This window comes from Pseudomonas sp. S2_A02, assembly GCF_054668495.1.
This window is the reverse complement of the sequence record NZ_CP162776.1, coordinates 792,911-810,179: the sequence shown is the minus strand read 5'-3', so window position 1 is coordinate 810,179 and position 17,269 is coordinate 792,911. Positions and strand designations below refer to the sequence as shown.

The 17,269-nt window shown below is 60.2% G+C and carries 14 protein-coding genes; 5 read left to right on the top strand and 9 right to left on the bottom strand.

Annotated elements, in window-relative coordinates; all coding sequences use genetic code 11:
- Positions 1 to 44: 44 nt before the first annotated feature.
- The 8 genes from fabI to gloB form a co-directional block, all read right to left on the bottom strand.
- Positions 45 to 839 carry an enoyl-ACP reductase FabI gene (gene fabI, locus AB4O41_RS03385; RefSeq protein WP_090282903.1) on the bottom strand — a complete coding sequence of 265 codons (795 nt, stop codon included), beginning with the start codon at positions 837 to 839 and terminating at the stop codon, positions 45 to 47.
- 21 nt (positions 840 to 860) lie between these two features.
- Complete coding sequence (locus AB4O41_RS03380; RefSeq protein ID WP_460146225.1) at positions 861 to 2,471, bottom strand: ABC transporter ATP-binding protein; 1,611 nt, start codon at positions 2,469 to 2,471, stop codon at positions 861 to 863.
- A gap of 1 nt (position 2,472) precedes the next feature.
- Complete coding sequence (locus AB4O41_RS03375; RefSeq protein ID WP_460146223.1) at positions 2,473 to 3,492, bottom strand: ABC transporter permease; 1,020 nt, start codon at positions 3,490 to 3,492, stop codon at positions 2,473 to 2,475.
- 1 nt (position 3,493) lies between these two features.
- Positions 3,494 to 4,567 carry a microcin C ABC transporter permease YejB gene (locus AB4O41_RS03370; protein ID WP_123495110.1) on the bottom strand — a complete coding sequence of 358 codons (1,074 nt, stop codon included), beginning with the start codon at positions 4,565 to 4,567 and terminating at the stop codon, positions 3,494 to 3,496.
- 4 nt (positions 4,568 to 4,571) lie between these two features.
- A complete protein-coding gene (locus AB4O41_RS03365; RefSeq protein WP_460146221.1) occupies positions 4,572 to 6,413 on the bottom strand; it encodes an extracellular solute-binding protein in 1,842 nt (613 codons plus the stop codon).
- On the bottom strand, positions 6,410 to 8,242 hold the full coding sequence (locus AB4O41_RS03360; RefSeq protein WP_460146220.1) for an extracellular solute-binding protein: 1,833 nt from the start codon (positions 8,240 to 8,242) through the stop codon (positions 6,410 to 6,412). Before AB4O41_RS03360 ends, AB4O41_RS03365 begins: the two co-directional genes overlap by 4 nt.
- A 285-nt stretch (positions 8,243 to 8,527) precedes the next feature.
- Positions 8,528 to 9,982, bottom strand: a complete 1,455-nt coding sequence (locus AB4O41_RS03355; protein ID WP_460146218.1) for a transglycosylase SLT domain-containing protein — start codon at positions 9,980 to 9,982, stop codon at positions 8,528 to 8,530.
- 99 nt (positions 9,983 to 10,081) lie between these two features.
- Positions 10,082 to 10,849 carry a hydroxyacylglutathione hydrolase gene (gene gloB / locus AB4O41_RS03350; RefSeq protein ID WP_460146216.1) on the bottom strand — a complete coding sequence of 256 codons (768 nt, stop codon included), beginning with the start codon at positions 10,847 to 10,849 and terminating at the stop codon, positions 10,082 to 10,084.
- A gap of 65 nt (positions 10,850 to 10,914) precedes the next feature.
- Here gloB and AB4O41_RS03345 point away from each other — a divergent pair, with 65 nt between their 5' ends.
- The 5 genes from AB4O41_RS03345 to AB4O41_RS03325 all read left to right on the top strand — a co-directional run bounded on the left by AB4O41_RS03345 (position 10,915) and on the right by AB4O41_RS03325 (position 16,383).
- Complete coding sequence (locus AB4O41_RS03345) at positions 10,915 to 11,673, top strand: methyltransferase domain-containing protein (protein WP_460146215.1); 759 nt, start codon at positions 10,915 to 10,917, stop codon at positions 11,671 to 11,673.
- 92 nt (positions 11,674 to 11,765) lie between these two features.
- Positions 11,766 to 12,218, top strand: coding sequence for a ribonuclease HI (gene rnhA / locus AB4O41_RS03340; RefSeq protein ID WP_003180633.1), 453 nt, complete (start codon positions 11,766 to 11,768; stop codon positions 12,216 to 12,218).
- A gap of 227 nt (positions 12,219 to 12,445) precedes the next feature.
- Complete coding sequence (gene dnaQ / locus AB4O41_RS03335; RefSeq protein WP_367371757.1) at positions 12,446 to 13,204, top strand: DNA polymerase III subunit epsilon; 759 nt, start codon at positions 12,446 to 12,448, stop codon at positions 13,202 to 13,204.
- A gap of 294 nt (positions 13,205 to 13,498) precedes the next feature.
- Positions 13,499 to 15,754: an Orn/Lys/Arg family decarboxylase gene (locus tag AB4O41_RS03330; protein WP_460146212.1), complete on the top strand. Its 2,256-nt coding sequence runs from the start codon at positions 13,499 to 13,501 to the stop codon at positions 15,752 to 15,754.
- A 14-nt stretch (positions 15,755 to 15,768) separates the two neighbouring features.
- Positions 15,769 to 16,383 carry a GNAT family N-acetyltransferase gene (locus AB4O41_RS03325; protein ID WP_367371755.1) on the top strand — a complete coding sequence of 205 codons (615 nt, stop codon included), beginning with the start codon at positions 15,769 to 15,771 and terminating at the stop codon, positions 16,381 to 16,383.
- Here the strand turns inward: AB4O41_RS03325 and AB4O41_RS03320 are convergent.
- A complete protein-coding gene (locus AB4O41_RS03320; protein ID WP_460146210.1) occupies positions 16,349 to 17,242 on the bottom strand; it encodes a LysR family transcriptional regulator in 894 nt (297 codons plus the stop codon). The two genes, AB4O41_RS03325 and AB4O41_RS03320, sit on opposite strands and share 35 nt — an antisense overlap.
- Between the last annotated feature and the right edge of the window lie 27 nt (positions 17,243 to 17,269).

The following is a 17,269-nucleotide window of genomic DNA, read 5'->3' as shown; positions in this document are numbered from 1 at the left end:
AAAACCCGCCTGAAGAGGCGGGTTTTTTATTGGCTAACCGAAGATCACTCTTCGATGTTGCCCATGGCGGTGGTGTTGAAGCCGCCGTCTACGTACATGATTTCGCCGCTGATACCGGACGCCAGGTCCGAGCACAGGAAGGCGCCGGCGTTGCCGACTTCGTCGATGGTGACGTTACGACGCAGCGGGGTTTGCGCTTCGTTGGCGGCCAGCATCTTGCGGAAGTTCTTGATGCCGGAGGCGGCGAGGGTGCGGATCGGGCCAGCCGATACGCAGTTCACGCGGGTGCCATCCGGGCCCAGGGAGCCGGCCAGGTAACGCACGCCAGCTTCCAGAGAAGCCTTGGCCATGCCCATTACGTTGTAGTTCGGCATGGTGCGCTCGGCACCCAGGTACGACAGGGTCAGCAGGCTGCCATTGCGGCCTTTCATCATTTCGCGGCCAGCCTTGGCCAGGGCCACGAAGCTGTAGGCGCTGATGTCGTGAGCGATGCGGAAACCTTCACGGGTGGTGGCTTCGGTGAAGTCGCCATCCAGTTGGTCGCCCGGGGCGAAGCCGACGGAGTGCACGATGCAATCCAGGCCGTCCCACTTCTTGCTCAACTCTTCGAAGACCTTGGCGATTTCTTCATCGCTGGCCACGTCGCACGGGAAGCACAGCTCAGGGCTCGAACCCCAGCCTTGTGCGAATTCCTCGACACGACCCTTGAGTTTGTCGTTCTGATAAGTGAAGGCAAGCTCAGCGCCCTCGCGATGCATGGCGGCAGCGATGCCGGATGCGATGGACAGCTTGCTGGCGACACCGACGATCAGTACGCGCTTACCGGCGAGAAAACCCATGTGTTGCTCCTCTTTTCAGGTTTATTGCGCAGTGGCTGGTGCCAGAAAAGCGGCTTCCAGCAACTGCTGTGTATACGGATGTTGGGGGGCGGCAAAGATACTTTGCGCGTCTCCCTGTTCGACCACTTGGCCATGCTTGACCACCATCAACTGGTGGCTCAGCGCTTTGACGACAGCCAGGTCATGGCTGATAAACAAATACGTCAGGTTGTACTTGGTTTGCAGTGAACGTAGCAGCTCCACCACTTGGCGTTGCACGGTGCGGTCGAGGGCCGAAGTCGGCTCGTCCAGCAGAATCAACGCCGGTTTTAACACTAATGCACGGGCAATGGCGATTCTCTGCCGCTGCCCACCGGAAAATTCGTGGGGGTAGCGGTGCCGGGTTTCCGGGTCCAGACCTACCTCCTTGAGTGCCGCAATAATCGCTTGTTCCTGTGCTGCTTCAGTGCCCATCTTGTGGATTCGCAGGCCTTCGCCGACGATCTGACTCACGCACATCCGTGGGCTCAGGCTGCCGAAGGGGTCCTGGAACACCACCTGCATCTCCCGCCGCAGCGGTCGAACTTCACTCTGCGTCAGGCAGTCTAGCTGCTTGCCTTCAAAACGGATGGTGCCTTTGCTACCGATCAGCCGCAATATTGCCAGGCCGAGCGTCGACTTGCCGGAACCGCTTTCTCCCACAATCCCCAGAGTCTGGCCCTGGGGCAGGCTGAAATTGATACCGTCTACCGCTTTGATATGGTCCACGGTCTTTTTCAGAAAGCCTTTCTTGATCGGGAACCAGACTTTCAGGTCCTCGACCTGCAACAATGGCGGGCCAATCACGTTGGTCGCCGGTTTGCCGCTGGGCTCCGCTGCCAGCAGTTCCCGCGTGTACGGATGCTGCGGCGCGCGGAACAATTCTTCGCACGATGCCTGTTCGACGATGCAACCGCGCTGCATGACACATACGCGATGCGCAATTCTTCGTACAAGGTTCAAATCATGACTGATCAGTAACAGCGCCATGCCCAGACGGGCCTGCAATTCCTTGAGCAGTTCGAGAATTTTCAGTTGAACGGTCACGTCCAGCGCCGTGGTCGGTTCGTCGGCGATCAGCAATTCCGGCTCATTGGCCAAGGCCATCGCGATCATTACCCGCTGGCGCTGGCCGCCGGACAATTCGTGGGGTAGGGCCTTTAGACGCTTCTCCGGTTCGGGGATGCCGACCATTTCCAGCAGTTCCAGCGTGCGTTTGGTCGCGACTTTGCCGGTCAGGCCTTTGTGGATGCCCAAGACTTCGTTGATCTGCTTCTCGATCGAATGCAGCGGATTGAGCGAGGTCATCGGCTCTTGAAAGATCATCGCAATCCGGTTGCCGCGGATGTGGCGGATGGTTTTCTCTTTCAGGTCCAGCAGGTTCCGGTCGGAATAAGTGATGGTGCCGGACGGATGCCGGGCCAGCGGGTAGGGCAGCAGTCGCAGGATCGAGTGGGCGGTCACCGACTTGCCGGAGCCGCTTTCACCCACCAGCGCCAGGGTTTCGCCGCGCTTGATGTCGAAGCTCACGCCTTCGACCACCCGCTGAACGCGCTCGCCGACGATAAATTCGATGGCCAGGTCGCGCACTTCGATCAGATTGTCCTGATTCATTTCACTTCCTCGGGTCGAAGGCATCGCGAGCAGACTCGCCGATGAACACCAGCAGACTCAACATCAGCGCCAGCACCGCAAACGCGCTCATACCGAGCCACGGCGCTTGCAGATTGGATTTGCCCTGGGCCACCAGTTCACCCAGTGACGGCGCGCCCGGCGGCAGGCCGAAGCCGAGGAAATCCAGGGCGGTGAGGGTGCCAATGGCGCCGGTCAGGATGAACGGCATGAAGGTCATGGTCGAGACCATCGCATTGGGCAGAATGTGGCGGAACATGATCGCACCATTCTGCATCCCCAGCGCCCGGGCCGCGCGCACGTATTCCAGATTCCGCCCGCGCAGGAATTCGGCGCGCACCACATCCACCAGGCTCATCCACGAGAACAGCAGCATGATCCCCAGCAACCACCAGAAATTTGGCTGCACGAAACTGGCGAGGATGATCAGCAGGTACAGCACCGGCAACCCGGACCAGATCTCCAGAAAACGCTGTCCGGCCAGATCGACCCAGCCACCATAAAAACCCTGCAACGCCCCGGCGATCACGCCGATGATCGAGCTGAGAATGGTCAGCGTCAAAGCGAACAGCACCGAAATCCGGAAGCCATAAATCACCCGGGCCAGCACGTCACGGCCCTGATCGTCGGTGCCTAATAGGTTGTCGGAGGACGGCGGCGCAGGGGCCGGAACTTTCAGGTCATAGTTGATGCTTTGGTAGCTGTAGGGAATCGGCGCCCACAAGACCCAAGCGTCCTTGGCCTTGAGCAGTTCGCGGATGTACGGACTCTTGTAGTTGGCTTCCAGCGGGAATTCGCCGCCGAACGCGGTTTCCGGGTAGCGCTTGAGTGCCGGGAAGTACCAGGCATTGTCGTAGTGCACCACCAGCGGTTTGTCGTTGGCGATCAGCTCGGCGCCGAGACTTGCGCCGAACAAAATCAGGAACAGCCACAGCGACCACCAGCCACGCTTGTTGGCCTTGAATAGTTCGAAACGTCGGCGATTGAGAGGGGACAAGTTCATCTCAATGCTCCCGGCTTTCGAAGTCGATGCGCGGATCGACAAAGGTATACGTGAGGTCGCCGATCAGTTTCACCACCAGCCCCAGCAGGGTGAAGATGAACAGCGTGCCGAAGACTACCGGATAATCGCGGTTGATCGCTGCTTCAAAACTCATCAGGCCCATGCCATCGAGTGAGAAGATCACTTCCACCAGCAACGAGCCGGTGAAAAAGATCCCGATGAATGCCGAAGGGAAACCGGCGATCACCAGCAGCATGGCGTTGCGAAACACATGGCCGTACAGCACGCGATGGCGGGTCAGGCCCTTGGCCTTGGCAGTGACCACATACTGTTTGTTGATTTCATCGAGGAAGCTGTTCTTGGTCAGCAGCGTCATGGTCGCGAAGTTGCCGATTACCAATGCGGTCACCGGCAGTGCCAGGTGCCAGAAGTAATCGAGGATCTTGCCGCCGGTGCTCAGTTCATCGAAGTTGTTCGAAGTCAGGCCCCGTAGCGGGAACCAGTCGAAATAACTGCCGCCGGCGAACACCACAATCAGCAGGATGGCGAACAGGAACGCCGGGATCGCGTAACCGACGATGATCGCCGAACTGGTCCAGACGTCGAAGTGGCTGCCGTGCCGCGTCGCCTTGGCGATCCCCAGCGGGATCGACACCAGGTACATGATCAGCGTGCTCCACAGCCCGAGGGAGATCGACACTGGCATCTTTTCCTTGATCAGGTCGATGACCTTGGCGTCGCGGAAGAAGCTGTCGCCAAAATCCAGGGTGGCGTAGTTCTTGATCATGATCCACAAACGTTCCGGCGCCGATTTATCGAAGCCGTACATGTGCTCGATTTCCTTGACCAGCGCCGGGTCCAGGCCTTGGGCGCCGCGATAGGCAGAACCAGCCACCGAGACTTCGGCACCGCCGCCGGCAATGCGGCTGGTGGCGCCTTCGAAGCCTTCGAGCTTGGCGATCATCTGTTCCACCGGCCCACCGGGGGCCGCCTGGATGATCACGAAGTTGATCAGCAAAATGCCGAGCAGGGTCGGGATGATCAGCAGCAGTCGCCGAAAAATATACGCCAGCATCTGATTACTCCGTGCCTGCAGGGTCGGCTTGCAGTTTGGTTTCGACTTCTATCGGCAATGTCGCGTTGGGCTTGACCCACCAGGTATTGATGCCGATGTCATATTTGGGCGAAACCTTCGGGTGGCCGATGTGGCTCCAGTACGCCACGCGCCAGGTCTTGATGTGCCAGTTGGGGATCACGTAATAGCCCCATTGCAGCACCCGGTCCAGCGCCCGGGCATGGGCCACCAGGCTTTGCCGCGAATCGGCGTTGATCAGTTGCTCGACCAGTTGGTCCACCACCGGATCTTTCAAACCCATGGAGTTGCGGCTGCCGGGTTTGTCGGCGGCGTCGGTCATCCAGTACTCACGCTGTTCGTTACCCGGCGAGTTGGACTGCGGGAAGCTGCCGACGATCATGTCAAAATCCCGCGAGCGCACGCGGTTGATGTATTGCGAGACGTCGACCCGACGGATCACCAGATCAATGCCCAAATCACTGAGGTTGCGCTTGAACGGCAGCAGTATCCGCTCGAACTCGGTCTGGGCCAGTAGAAATTCGATGCTCACCGGTTTGCCGTTGGCGTCGACCATTTTGTCGTCGACGATCCGCCAGCCGGCCTCTTGCAGCAATTGCCAGGCTTGGCGCTGCTGGACGCGGATCATGCCGCTGGCGTCGGTCACCGGGTTCTGGAATGCCTCGCCGAACACTTGCTCGGGAATCTTGCCGCGGAACGGGTCGAGGATCGCCAGTTGATCGGCGTCCGGCAGGCCGGTGGCGGCCATTTCCGAGTTTTCGAAAAAACTGCGGGTGCGCGCGTAGGCGCCGTTGAACAGTTGTTTGTTGGTCCATTCGAAGTCCAGCAACAGGGTCAGCGCGTGGCGCACGCGCACATCCTGAAACACCGGGCGGCGCAGATTGAACACGAAGCCTTGCATGCCAGTGGGGTTGCCGTTCGGGATTTCTTCCTTGATCAGCCGACCTTCGGTCACCGCCGGAATGTTGTAGGCCTTGGCCCAGTTTTTCGCGGCCGATTCCAGCCAGTAGTCGAACTGACCTGCCTTGAGCGCTTCCAGCGCGACGGTGTTGTCGCGGTAGTAGTCGGTGGTCAGCACGTCGAAGTTGTAGAAGCCACGATTGACCGGCAGGTCCTTGCCCCAGTAATCCTTGACCCGCTCATAGCGCACCGACCGTCCGGCCTTCACTTCGCTGACTTTGTACGGGCCACTGCCCAGCGGCAGTTCCAGGTTGCCCTTGTTGAAGTCGCGGCTCGCCCACCAATGCTTGGGCAACACCGGCAACTGGCCGAGGATGAGCGGCAATTCGCGGTTGTTTTTGTGCTTGAACTTGAACAGTACTTTGAGCGGGTCTTCGGCGACTACTTCTTCCACGTCGCTGTAATAGCCGCGGTAGAGCGGGGCGCCATCCTTGATCAGGGTCTGGAAGCTGAACACCACGTCTTCGGCGCGTACCGGGTGGCCGTCGTGGAAGCGTGCTTCGGGACGCAGGTAGAAGCGCACCCAGCTGTTGTCCGGGGCTTTTTCGATTTTGCCGGCGATCAAGCCATATTGAGTGAACGGCTCATCCAGACCCTGTTTGGCCAGGGTGTCGTAGATCATGCTGATGTCGTCGGCCGGCACGCCTTTGTTGATGAACGGGTTGAGGCTGTCGAAGCCGCCGAAGCCGGCCTGACGGAAGATTCCGCCCTTGGGCGCGTCGGGGTTCACGTAATCGAAATGTTTGAAATCAGACGGGTATTTTGGCGGCTCGTTGTACAGGGTCAGGGCATGTTGCGGGGCGGCGCAGGCCAGCCCGGCGAACAACAGAGCGCTGGCCTGCAAGAGCAGGACGCGTACGGGTTTCATCGATCTTTCTCCGAAGATTTCAGCCACCACGCGCTCAGGCCCAGAGTGTAGGGCGGCGTCGTGACGAAGGCGAACCGGTTGCGGTAGGCCAGGCGGTGATAATTGAGGTACCAGTTGGGAATGATGTAGTGCTGCCACAGCAGCACCCGGTCGAGCGCCTTGCCGGCGGCGACTTGTGCATCACGGGTCTGGGCGGCGAGCAATTGTTCGAGCAAATGGTCGACCACCGGGTTGGCGATACCTGCGTAATTCTTGCTGCCCTTGACGCCGACCTGGCTGGAGTGGAAGTACTGCCATTGTTCCAGGCCCGGGCTGAGGGTCTGGTTGAGGGTCATCAGGATCATGTCGAAATCGAACTGATCGAGGCGCTGTTTGTACTGGGCGCGATCGACCGTGCGCAGCCGTGCGTCGATGCCGATGCTGGCGAGGTTCTCGACGTAAGGCTGAAGGATGCGCTCCAGGTTCGGGTTGACCAGCAGAACCTCGAAACGCAACGGTTGGCCGATGGTGTTCTGTAGCCGTTGACCGTTGAGCTTCCAGCCGGCCTCGGCGAGTAGCTCCAGGGCCTTGCGCATGGTTTCCCGCGGAATGCCGCGCCCTTCGGTCTGCGGCAGGCTGAACGGCTCGGTGAGCAGCTTGGCGGGCAACTGATCGCGATAGGGCTTGAGCAGCAGCCATTCATGACCGACAGGCAGCCCGGTGGCAGAGAACTCGCTGTTGGGGTAGTAGCTCATAGCGCGCTTGTAGGCGCCGCTGAACAGCGTGCGGTTGGTCCACTCGAAGTCGAACATCAGCCCCAGCGCTTCGCGGACCTTGGCCTCGGCAAAGGTTGGTCGCCGGGTGTTCATGAACAGGCCCTGGCTCTGGGTCGGGATCTGGTGCTGGATCTGCGCCTTGATCACATCGCCACGGCGCACGGCCGGGAAGTCATAGCCATTGGCCCAGTTCTTCGCCTGGTGTTCGATGTAAATGTCGAACTCACCGGCCTTGAACGCTTCGAAGGCCACGTCGCTGTCACGGTAGAACTCGACTTCCATGCGATCGACGTTGTACTTGCCGCGATTGACCGGAAGGTCTTTGCCCCAATAATCCTTGACCCGTTCGAAGACGATCTGCCTCCCGGGCGTTACCGAGGTAATGCGATACGGCCCGCTGCCCAACGGCGGCTCGAAGGTGGTGGCCTTGAAATCGCGACCTTCCCAGTAAAGCTGGGGCAACACCGGCAACTCGCCCAGGCGCAGGATCAGCAGCGGATTGCCGGCGCGCTTGAAGACGAAACGGATGCGCCGTGAGTTGAGGATGTCGACCCGCGACACTTCCTGAAGGTTGGTGCGGTATTGCGGATGACCTTCCTTGAGCAGCAACCGGTACGAGAACGCCACGTCGTAAGCGGTGATCGGCGTGCCATCGTGGAAGCGCGCTTCGGGGCGCAGGTTGAACACCACCCAGCTGCGGTCCTCGCTGTATTCCACCGATTGGGCAATCAGGCCATAACTGGAGGTCGGCTCATCGCCGGACGGCGCGTATTGGCCGGTGCCGACCATCAACGGTTCATTGAGTTCGTTGATGCCGTACTGCAGGAAGTTGGCGGTGGAAACCGGGCTCGAGCCTTTGAATGTGTAAGGGTTGAGCGTATCGAAGGTGCCAAACGCCATCACCCGCAACGTACCGCCCTTGGGCGCTTGCGGGTTGACCCAGTCGAAGTGGGTAAATCTGGCCGGGTACTTGAGCGTGCCGAACTGCGCATAACCATGGCTTTCGCTGATCGTCGCGCTGGCGGGGGAGCTCAAGGCCAGGCTGATCAGGAGCAGGAGGAGGGGACGCTTCAAGTCAGAGATCCGATCCAGGCGGCTTGGGCTTTGTGTGCCGTACAGTAACAGCTTGTATCGACAGGAAAAAGACGGGGGGTTAATGCGTGGTTAATTGCGTAGGTGAAGGTCCGGCGGATCGCAGAACCTGTGGCGAGGGAGCTTGCTCCCGCTCGGCTGCGAAGCAGTCGTAAACCTAGATACGCGGTGTGTCAGAAATCACCGGGTTTCAGGTTTTGGGGCTGCTTCGCAACCCAACGGGAGCAAGCTCCCTCGCCACAAAAGCCCCTCGATAGGGCCTGCTGCTTAATTCGGCGAAGCAACCGTCAGCATCTGCCCCGGCTTCAGCGCCTGGCCAACCCTAGGGTTCCAGCGCTTGAGGTGCTGCATTTCAACGTTGAAGCGTTTGGCGACCATGTAGAGCGAATCGCCTTGCTTGACCTTGTACTGGGTCTGTTGCGTCTTGTTTGTTACCTTGCCATTCGTCTTGCTGTTCGCCGCCACCACAGTGTTGACGCGCCCGGATTTGCGCTTGGTGGTGTCCTGCATCACCAGGGTCTGGCCGACCTTGAGGTCTTTGCCCGTCAGTTTGTTCCAGCGTTGCAGGTCCTTGATGTCGACCTTGTTGGCCTTGGCGATGGTGCCCAGATTGTCGCCACGTTTGACCCGATAGGCGCGCTTGAGGTTGGCGATTTCGCTCTCGTCTGCGCCTTCGAACACAGGCTTGAGCGATCGCTGACTGATCAGCTCGTCAGGACGCATGGTCGACAGGCTGGCGGTCAGCAGCTGCGCCTTGGATGTTGGCACCAGCAGATGCTGGGGGCCGTCGATGGTAGTGCGCTGCTTGAAGGCTGGGTTGAGCTGGAACAGTTCGTCTTCGTCGATGTTGGCCACCGCGGCAACTTTGGACAGGTCCATGCGCTGGTTGATTTCGACGACCTGGAAGTACGGTTCGTTGGCGATCGGGTTGAGGTTCACGCCATACGCTTCGGGCGCCAAGACCACTTGCGACAGGGCCAGCAACTTAGGCACATAGGCTTGGGTTTCCGCAGGCAGCGGCAGGTTCCAGTAGTCAGTCGGCAGGCCGAGTCGTTCGTTGCGCTCGATGGCCCGGCTGACCGTGCCTTCGCCGGCGTTATAGGCCGCCAGGGCCAGCAACCAGTCGCCGTTGAACATGTCGTGCAGGCGGGTCAGGTAATCCATGGCCGCGGTGGTCGAGGCGGTGATATCGCGACGGCCATCGTAGAAGCGGGTCTGACGCAGGTTGAAATAACGCCCGGTGGAAGGAATGAATTGCCAAAGACCCACCGCGTCGGCCCGGGAATAGGCCATCGGGTTGTAGGCGCTTTCAATCACCGGCAACAGCGCCAGTTCCAGCGGCATGTTGCGTTCTTCAAGGCGTTCGACGATGTAGTGAATGTAGAGGCTGCCGCGTTCGCCGGCATTTTCGAGGAAGGACGGGTTACTGGCGAACCACAGGCGCTGTTGCTCGATGCGCGGGTTGACGCCCAGGTTGTCCTGCAACTGGAAGCCTTGGCGCATGCGCTCCCAGACGTCCTGTGGTATTTGCGGTGTGGGTTTTTCGCTGAGCCAGACAGGTTTTTGCTTGGCTCGCGCGGCAATATTCGGAGTGTGTGTCGCTTCGGTCTGCGGCACGTGGCTGGAACAGCCCGCCAAAGTGGCGGACACAGCCACCGCGATGGCTTGAGCCAAGCGGGTCAATGCGTCTGAATTGATGGCTTTACGAATAGGTGACGACATTGGCTGGAAGTAAGTTCCGGGCAAAAATGTCGGGCGATTCTAGAAAGCGCACCCCCTGCGGTCAACCATTCAGAATTTTTGTATCGTCAAGCAGCCTCCCTAGAACGTATCTTTCCAAGCTCGAAGGGCAGCAAAAACCGCACTCGGAGCCCGGTTATCGGTTCCGTTCCGTTCGTCCACTTTTTCTTTAACGGATGTTTCGCCGGTACGCAAAAACGGATTGGTGAGCTTTTCCAGTGCCAGCGTCGAAGGCAACGTCATGATTCCGGCTTCACGTTGCCGGGTCACTTTGGCCAGCCGTTCGAGGGTGTCGGGGTTGCCCGGTTCGACTGCTGCGGCGAACTTCAGATTGCTCAGGGTGTACTCGTGGGTGCAGTAGACCAGCGTGTCTTCGGGCAGCGCCGCGAGGCGGCTCAGCGAGTGATGCATTTGCTCCGGCGTGCCTTCGAATAACCGTCCGCAACCGGCAGCGAACAGGGTGTCGCCGCAAAACAAATGGCCCTGGTGATAAAAGGCGATGTGCCCGAGGGTATGCCCCGGCACCTGGATGACGTCGAAGTCCCAACCCAACACGTTGATGCGGTCATTGTCCTTGAGCGCCACGTCCCGCGCCGGAATGCTTTCGCTGGCCGGGCCGTAGACTGTCGCGTCTGTCGCTTTTTTCAGCCGCTCGACGCCGCCGACATGGTCATGATGGTGATGAGTGATCAAAATATCGCTTAACACCCAACCCGGGTGCGTCGCGAGCCAGGCTTGTACTGGCGCGGCATCGCCCGGATCGACCACGGCGCAGCGCTGGGTGCTGTGGTCTTGTAACAACCAGATGTAGTTGTCGGTGAAGGCGGGCAGGGCACTGATCTGTATCATCGTCGGATTCGCCAAGCGGAAAACATTGGCGCATCTTAGAACTTCCTGGCGCGTTGGAGAATGCAATGACCGATAAAGCGTTCGCTCAGGCCGATCCTGAGTGGCTGACATTGATCAGCGCGGCCCGTGAATGGCTGTCCGGGCCCATCGGGCAATTTCTGCTGGACGAAGAACGACGCATGCTCGAAGACGAGTTGGGGCGCTTCTTCGGCGGCTACCTGGTGCATTACGGCCCCTCGGCGCAGACACCGCCGTCGGCGCCGCAGGTCCAGCGCAATGTGCGGCTCGGTGCGCCGTTGCCGGGGGTCGAGATCGTTTGTGAAGAGCAGGCCTGGCCGTTGAGCGAGCACGCCGCCGATGTGGTGGTGTTGCAGCACGGGCTGGATTTCTGCCTGTCACCCCACGGTTTGCTGCGCGAAGCAGCGAGCAGCGTGCGACCCGGCGGGCATCTGCTGATTATCGGCATCAACCCCTGGAGCACCTGGGGCCTGCGTCATGTGTTCGCCCATGACGCCTTGCGCAAGGCCCGTTGCATTTCGCCATCGCGGGTTGGCGACTGGCTGAACCTGCTGGGCTTCGCGCTGGAGAAACGTCGCTTCGGGTGCTATCGTCCGCCGCTTGCGTCGCCCGCCTGGCAGGCCCGTCTGACCGGTTGGGAACGCAAGGCAGGTGACTGGCAATTGTCGGGTGGTGGCTTCTATTTATTGGTCGCGCGCAAGATCGTGGTAGGCCTGCGGCCGGTGCGTCAGGAACGGCGCGAACCGATGGGCAAGCTGATTCCGTTGCCGATGGCCAAGGTCAACCGTCGTCACCTCGAACCGTAATACACATTTTATTTTCCCGGCCGGGTTCGCCCCGGCCTCGGGCATTGTCGGTCACCGATCGGCGAGCCACCGCATTTTCTGGATAGATTGGCATGAGCGATAGCGTAGAACTCTTTACCGATGGCGCCTGTAAGGGCAACCCTGGCCCGGGCGGCTGGGGCGCGTTGCTGGTGTGCAAGGGCGTTGAAAAAGAACTCTGGGGCGGCGAAGCCAACACCACCAACAACCGCATGGAGTTGATGGGCGCGATCCGTGGCCTGGAAGAGCTCAAACGCTCCTGCGACGTACTGCTGGTGACCGACTCCCAGTACGTGATGAAAGGCATCAACGAGTGGATGGCCAATTGGAAGAAGCGCGGCTGGAAAACCGCGGCCAAGGAACCGGTGAAGAACGCTGATCTGTGGAAACTGCTCGACGAGCAGGTCAACCGCCATAACGTCACCTGGAAATGGGTGCGCGGGCACATCGGCCATCATGGCAACGAACGGGCCGACCAACTGGCCAACCGTGGCGTGGATGAAGTGCGTGGGTACAAACAAGCCTAGACCCTCACTGATCGTTCCCATGCTCTGCGTGGGAATGCAGCCCGGGACGCTCTGCGTCCCATTGGAACGCGGAGCGTCCCTTTGAGGCGTTCCCACGCAGAGCGTGGGAACGATCAGTGGGAGCGAGCCTGCTCGCGATGGGGGCTACACGGTGTATCTGAAAGACCCCTGCGAGCGTGTTAACATCGCCGCTTTTGCACGATTGACCCGTTGAGAGCTGAGCACTGATGGCCACCAGATCCGTTGTACTCGATACCGAAACCACCGGCATGCCGGTGACCGACGGCCACCGGATTATCGAAATCGGTTGTGTCGAGTTGATCGGTCGGCGCCTGACCGGCCGGCATTTCCACGTTTACCTGCAACCGGATCGCGAGAGTGACGAAGGCGCCATCGGCGTCCACGGCATCACTAACGAATTTCTGGTGGGCAAGCCGCGTTTCACTGAAGTAGCCGATGAGTTCTTCGAGTTCATCAAGGGCGCGCAGCTGATCATCCATAACGCGGCGTTCGACGTTGGCTTCATCAACAACGAATTCGCCCTGATGGGCCACCACGATCGTGCGGACATCACGCAACACTGCTCGATCCTCGACACCTTGATGATGGCCCGGGAACGTCACCCGGGGCAGCGCAACAGCCTCGACGCCTTGTGCAAACGCTATGGCGTCGACAACTCCGGCCGTGAACTGCACGGCGCCTTGCTCGACTCCGAGATTCTCGCCGACGTTTACCTGACCATGACGGGTGGCCAGACCAGCCTGTCGCTGGCCGGTAACGCGTCCGACGGCAATGGCTCAGGCGAAGGCGCGGACAACTCCGCCACCGAAATCCGTCGTCTGCCGGCCGATCGTCAGCCGATCCGGATCATCCGTGCCAGTGAAGACGATCTGGCTCAGCACATTGCGCGCCTTGAAGCCATCGCCAAATCCGCCGGCGCTCCGTCGCTGTGGCAGCAATTGGCCGAGGCCAAGGCTCAGGCCTGAGCCCTTCGAGCAGAAGGGCTTTTGTGGCGAGGGAGCTTGCTCCCGCTCGGCTTCGCAGCAGTCGCAAATTTTCCCAACACGGTGTATCTGAGCGAATGCAGGGGGGCCGCTTCGCAGCCCGACGGGAGCAAGCTCCCTCGCCACAGGTAAACTTTCTGAACAATGGGTTTGCTGGCCACATGCTGGTGCGCCCGCCGACCCACTTCAGGGCATCCCGCTCGCCACATGCGCGCCAACCCTCTACCCTGAGGTTATTGGCAGGCCACGGTCTGCCGCCTCAGGACACCGAGCCCCATGTATAAAGATTTGAAATTCCCGGTTCTGATCGTCCACCGCGACATCAAAGCCGACACCGTTGCCGGTGATCGTGTGCGTGGCATCGCCCGGGAGCTTGAGCAGGAAGGCTTCAGCATCGTCTCTGCAGTCGATTACAACGAAGGGCGTCTGGTCGCCTCGACTCATCACGGCCTCTCTTGCATGTTGATTGCCGCCGAAGACGCCAGCACCCATGCTCATCTTCTGCATAACATGACCGAGCTGATCCGCCTGGCGCGGGTTCGGGCGCCGGACCTGCCGATCTTTGCCCTGGGCGAGCAGGTGACCCTGGAAAATGCCCCCGCCGACGCCATGGCCGAGCTCAATCAGCTGCGCGGCATTCTTTATTTGTTCGAAGACACCGTGCCCTTCCTTGCCCGGCAAGTCGCCCGCGCGGCGCGTAAATATCTGGACGGTCTGTTGCCGCCGTTCTTCAAGGCGCTGGTGCAGCACACGGCTGACTCCAATTATTCCTGGCACACCCCCGGCCATGGCGGCGGCGTGGCGTATCACAAGAGCCCGGTGGGGCAGGCGTTTCACCAGTTCTTCGGGGAGAACACCCTGCGTTCGGATTTGTCGGTGTCGGTACCGGAACTCGGTTCGCTGCTCGATCACACCGGCCCGCTGGCGGAAGCGGAAGCGCGAGCCGCGCGCAATTTCGGCGCCGATCATACCTTTTTCGTGATCAATGGCACCTCGACCGCCAACAAGATCGTCTGGCATTCCATGGTGGCCCGCGATGACCTGGTGCTGGTAGATCGCAACTGCCATAAGTCGGTGCTGCACTCGATCATCATGACCGGCGCGATTCCGCTGTACCTGTGTCCGGAGCGCAATGAACTGGGGATTATCGGCCCGATTCCGTTGAGCGAATTCAGCCGCGAATCGATCCAGGCCAAGATCGACGCGAGCCCGTTGACCCAGGGTCGCGAGCCTAAGGTCAAGTTGGCGGTGGTGACCAACTCGACTTACGACGGCCTCTGTTACAACGCCGAGCTGATCAAGCAGAGCCTGGGCAACAGCGTCGAGGTGTTGCATTTCGATGAGGCCTGGTACGCCTACGCGGCATTCCACGAGTTCTTCGCCGGCCGTTACGGTATGGGCACCTCTCGCAGCGAAGACAGCCCGCTGGTGTTCACTACGCACTCCACGCACAAACTTCTGGCGGCGTTCAGTCAGGCGTCGATGATTCACGTGCAAGACGGTGGGGCCCGGCAGTTGGATCGCGACCGTTTCAACGAAGCGTTCATGATGCACATCTCGACTTCGCCGCAGTACAGCATCATCGCCTCGCTGGACGTGGCCTCGGCGATGATGGAAGGGCCGGCCGGGCGTTCGCTGTTGCAGGAAATGTTTGACGAGGCCCTGAGTTTTCGCCGGGCCCTGGCCAATCTGCGCCAGCACATTGTCGCCGATGACTGGTGGTTTTCCATCTGGCAACCGCCCTCGGCCGAAGGAATCGAGCAGGTGGTCACCGAAGACTGGCTGCTGCAACCTGACGCCGACTGGCACGGCTTTGGCGGCTTGACCGACGACTACGTGCTGCTCGATCCGATCAAGGTCACGCTGGTGATGCCGGGTTTGACGGCGGGCGGTGCCCTGAGTGCGCGGGGGATTCCGGCGGCGGTGGTCAGCAAATTCCTCTGGGAACGTGGGCTGGTCGTGGAAAAGACCGGGCTGTATTCGTTCCTGGTGCTGTTTTCCATGGGCATTACCAAAGGTAAATGGAGCACGCTGCTGACCGAGCTGCTGGAGTTCAAGCGCAGTTACGACGCCAATGTCAGCCTGGCCACCTGCCTGCCGTGCGTGGCGCAACACAATATTGCCCGTTATCAAGGCATGGGTTTGCGCGATCTGTGTGATCAATTGCACGCCTGTTATCGCAGCAATGCCACGGCCAAACACCTCAAACGCATGTACACCGTACTGCCGGAAGTCGCGATGAAGCCGGCGGACGCCTATGATCAATTGGTACGCGGGGAGGTTGAGGCTGTTTCGATCGATGCACTGGACGGGCGGATCGCAGCGGTAATGCTGGTGCCATACCCGCCGGGGATCCCGTTGATCATGCCCGGCGAGCGTTTCACCGAGTCGACCCGTTCGATCATCGATTACCTGAAGTTTGCCCGTACGTTCGACAGCAGTTTCCCCGGATTTGTCGCCGATGTGCATGGCTTGCAACACGAAGACGAGGGCAATGGACGGCACTACACCGTCGATTGCATCAAGGAATGAGGACCTTTCCGAGTATGCAACCAGTCATGAATCCCAAATACCCAGGCCTCTCGGTGCGTGTCGCCGATGAGGGGTTTGCGGCTTATATCTGGGGCAGTGATTTCAGTTTTGAAGTCGCCGCCTATGGTGCCGCGCAAATCGGTAAGCCGGTGGCGCAGTGGCCGGTGACGCCAATCACCCCGTATCGCAAGTGTTATGGCATCGATCCCGAGGAATTCAGCAGTTTTCACGATGCCACTGACAGCGCGATTTTCATGGCCTATCTGGATGACGAGCCGGTGGGGCATCTGGTGGTCAGCACCAACTGGAACGGCTTCGCCCATATCGACGAATTGGCGGTGCATGCTCCAGCGCGCCGTCATGGCGTGGCCAAGGCGCTGCTGGACGTGGCGCAGTTCTGGAGCCGCAAGAAAAAACTGCCGGGCATCATGCTGGAAACCCAGAACAACAACCTGGGCGCCTGTCGACTTTATGAACGTTGCGGTTACACCGTCGGCGGGGTCGATCATCTGCGCTATCGCGGGATCGATCCGAACACCGCCGAGGTGGCGCTGTTCTGGTATCGGCTGTTCGATAATCCGCTGGAAAACCCGCTCAGCTCGCCAACATCGCCACGGCTTGTTCCGTGATGATGTCCAGCAGCGCCTGAACGGCCGAAGAGTGCTCGGCGCCCTTCAGGGTCAAGGCATAGACGCTGATCGGCACGGCAGGCGCCAGCGGGCAGGCATCGAGCCCGGCCGATTTGGCGCCGAGGGCGGTAAACGGGTCGACGATCGCCAGGCCTTCACCGGCCTCGACCATGCTGCGCATCATCTGATGGGTCTGGACCCGGGTCTGAATGACCGGGGCAGGGCGCAGCGCATGCAGCTTGTTGTCCAGCGCCGGGCTTAACGGATCGTGACCTTCCAGGCCAACCATCGACTGGCCGGCCAGGTCCTGCAGCGAGATGTACTTCTGTTTCGGTTGCAGCCAACCATGGGGCGCCAGCAGCTGGAGCTTGCCTTGAGCGATGACCTGGCAATGGATGTCGGCATGGTCCGGGTCATGCAGGCTCAGGCCCAGATCGCTTTCACGCAGCAGCAAGCTTCTGACAATTTCGCGGGTCGGCTGGCTCAGGAGGGAGCACGGTGCGTCTGGGAGGCGTCGGCGCAGGGCCGCGATGCTGTGTGGCAACAATTGTTGCGCCAAAGGCGGGGTGCAGATAATTCGCAGGGGCGGGGCCAAATATTGCTTGAGGCTGCTGGCCAGTCGCTGGACCGGCTCGAGGGCTTCGTAGACGTGACCGATCTCGACCTGCAACTCCCGCGCCTCGCGCGTGGCTTGCAGGCGACCACGCACGCTGGCAAACAGCATGAAGCCCAACTGATCCTCGGCATCACGCAGGGTGCGTTCAACCTCGGCCACCGGCAGCTGCAGCCATTCGGCGGCGGTGCCAAGGTGACCGGTCTGCAGGAGCGCCTGGATTACTTCGATATGACGTAAACGCATGCGTGAAGTCCATGTTCAGCAGGTGAG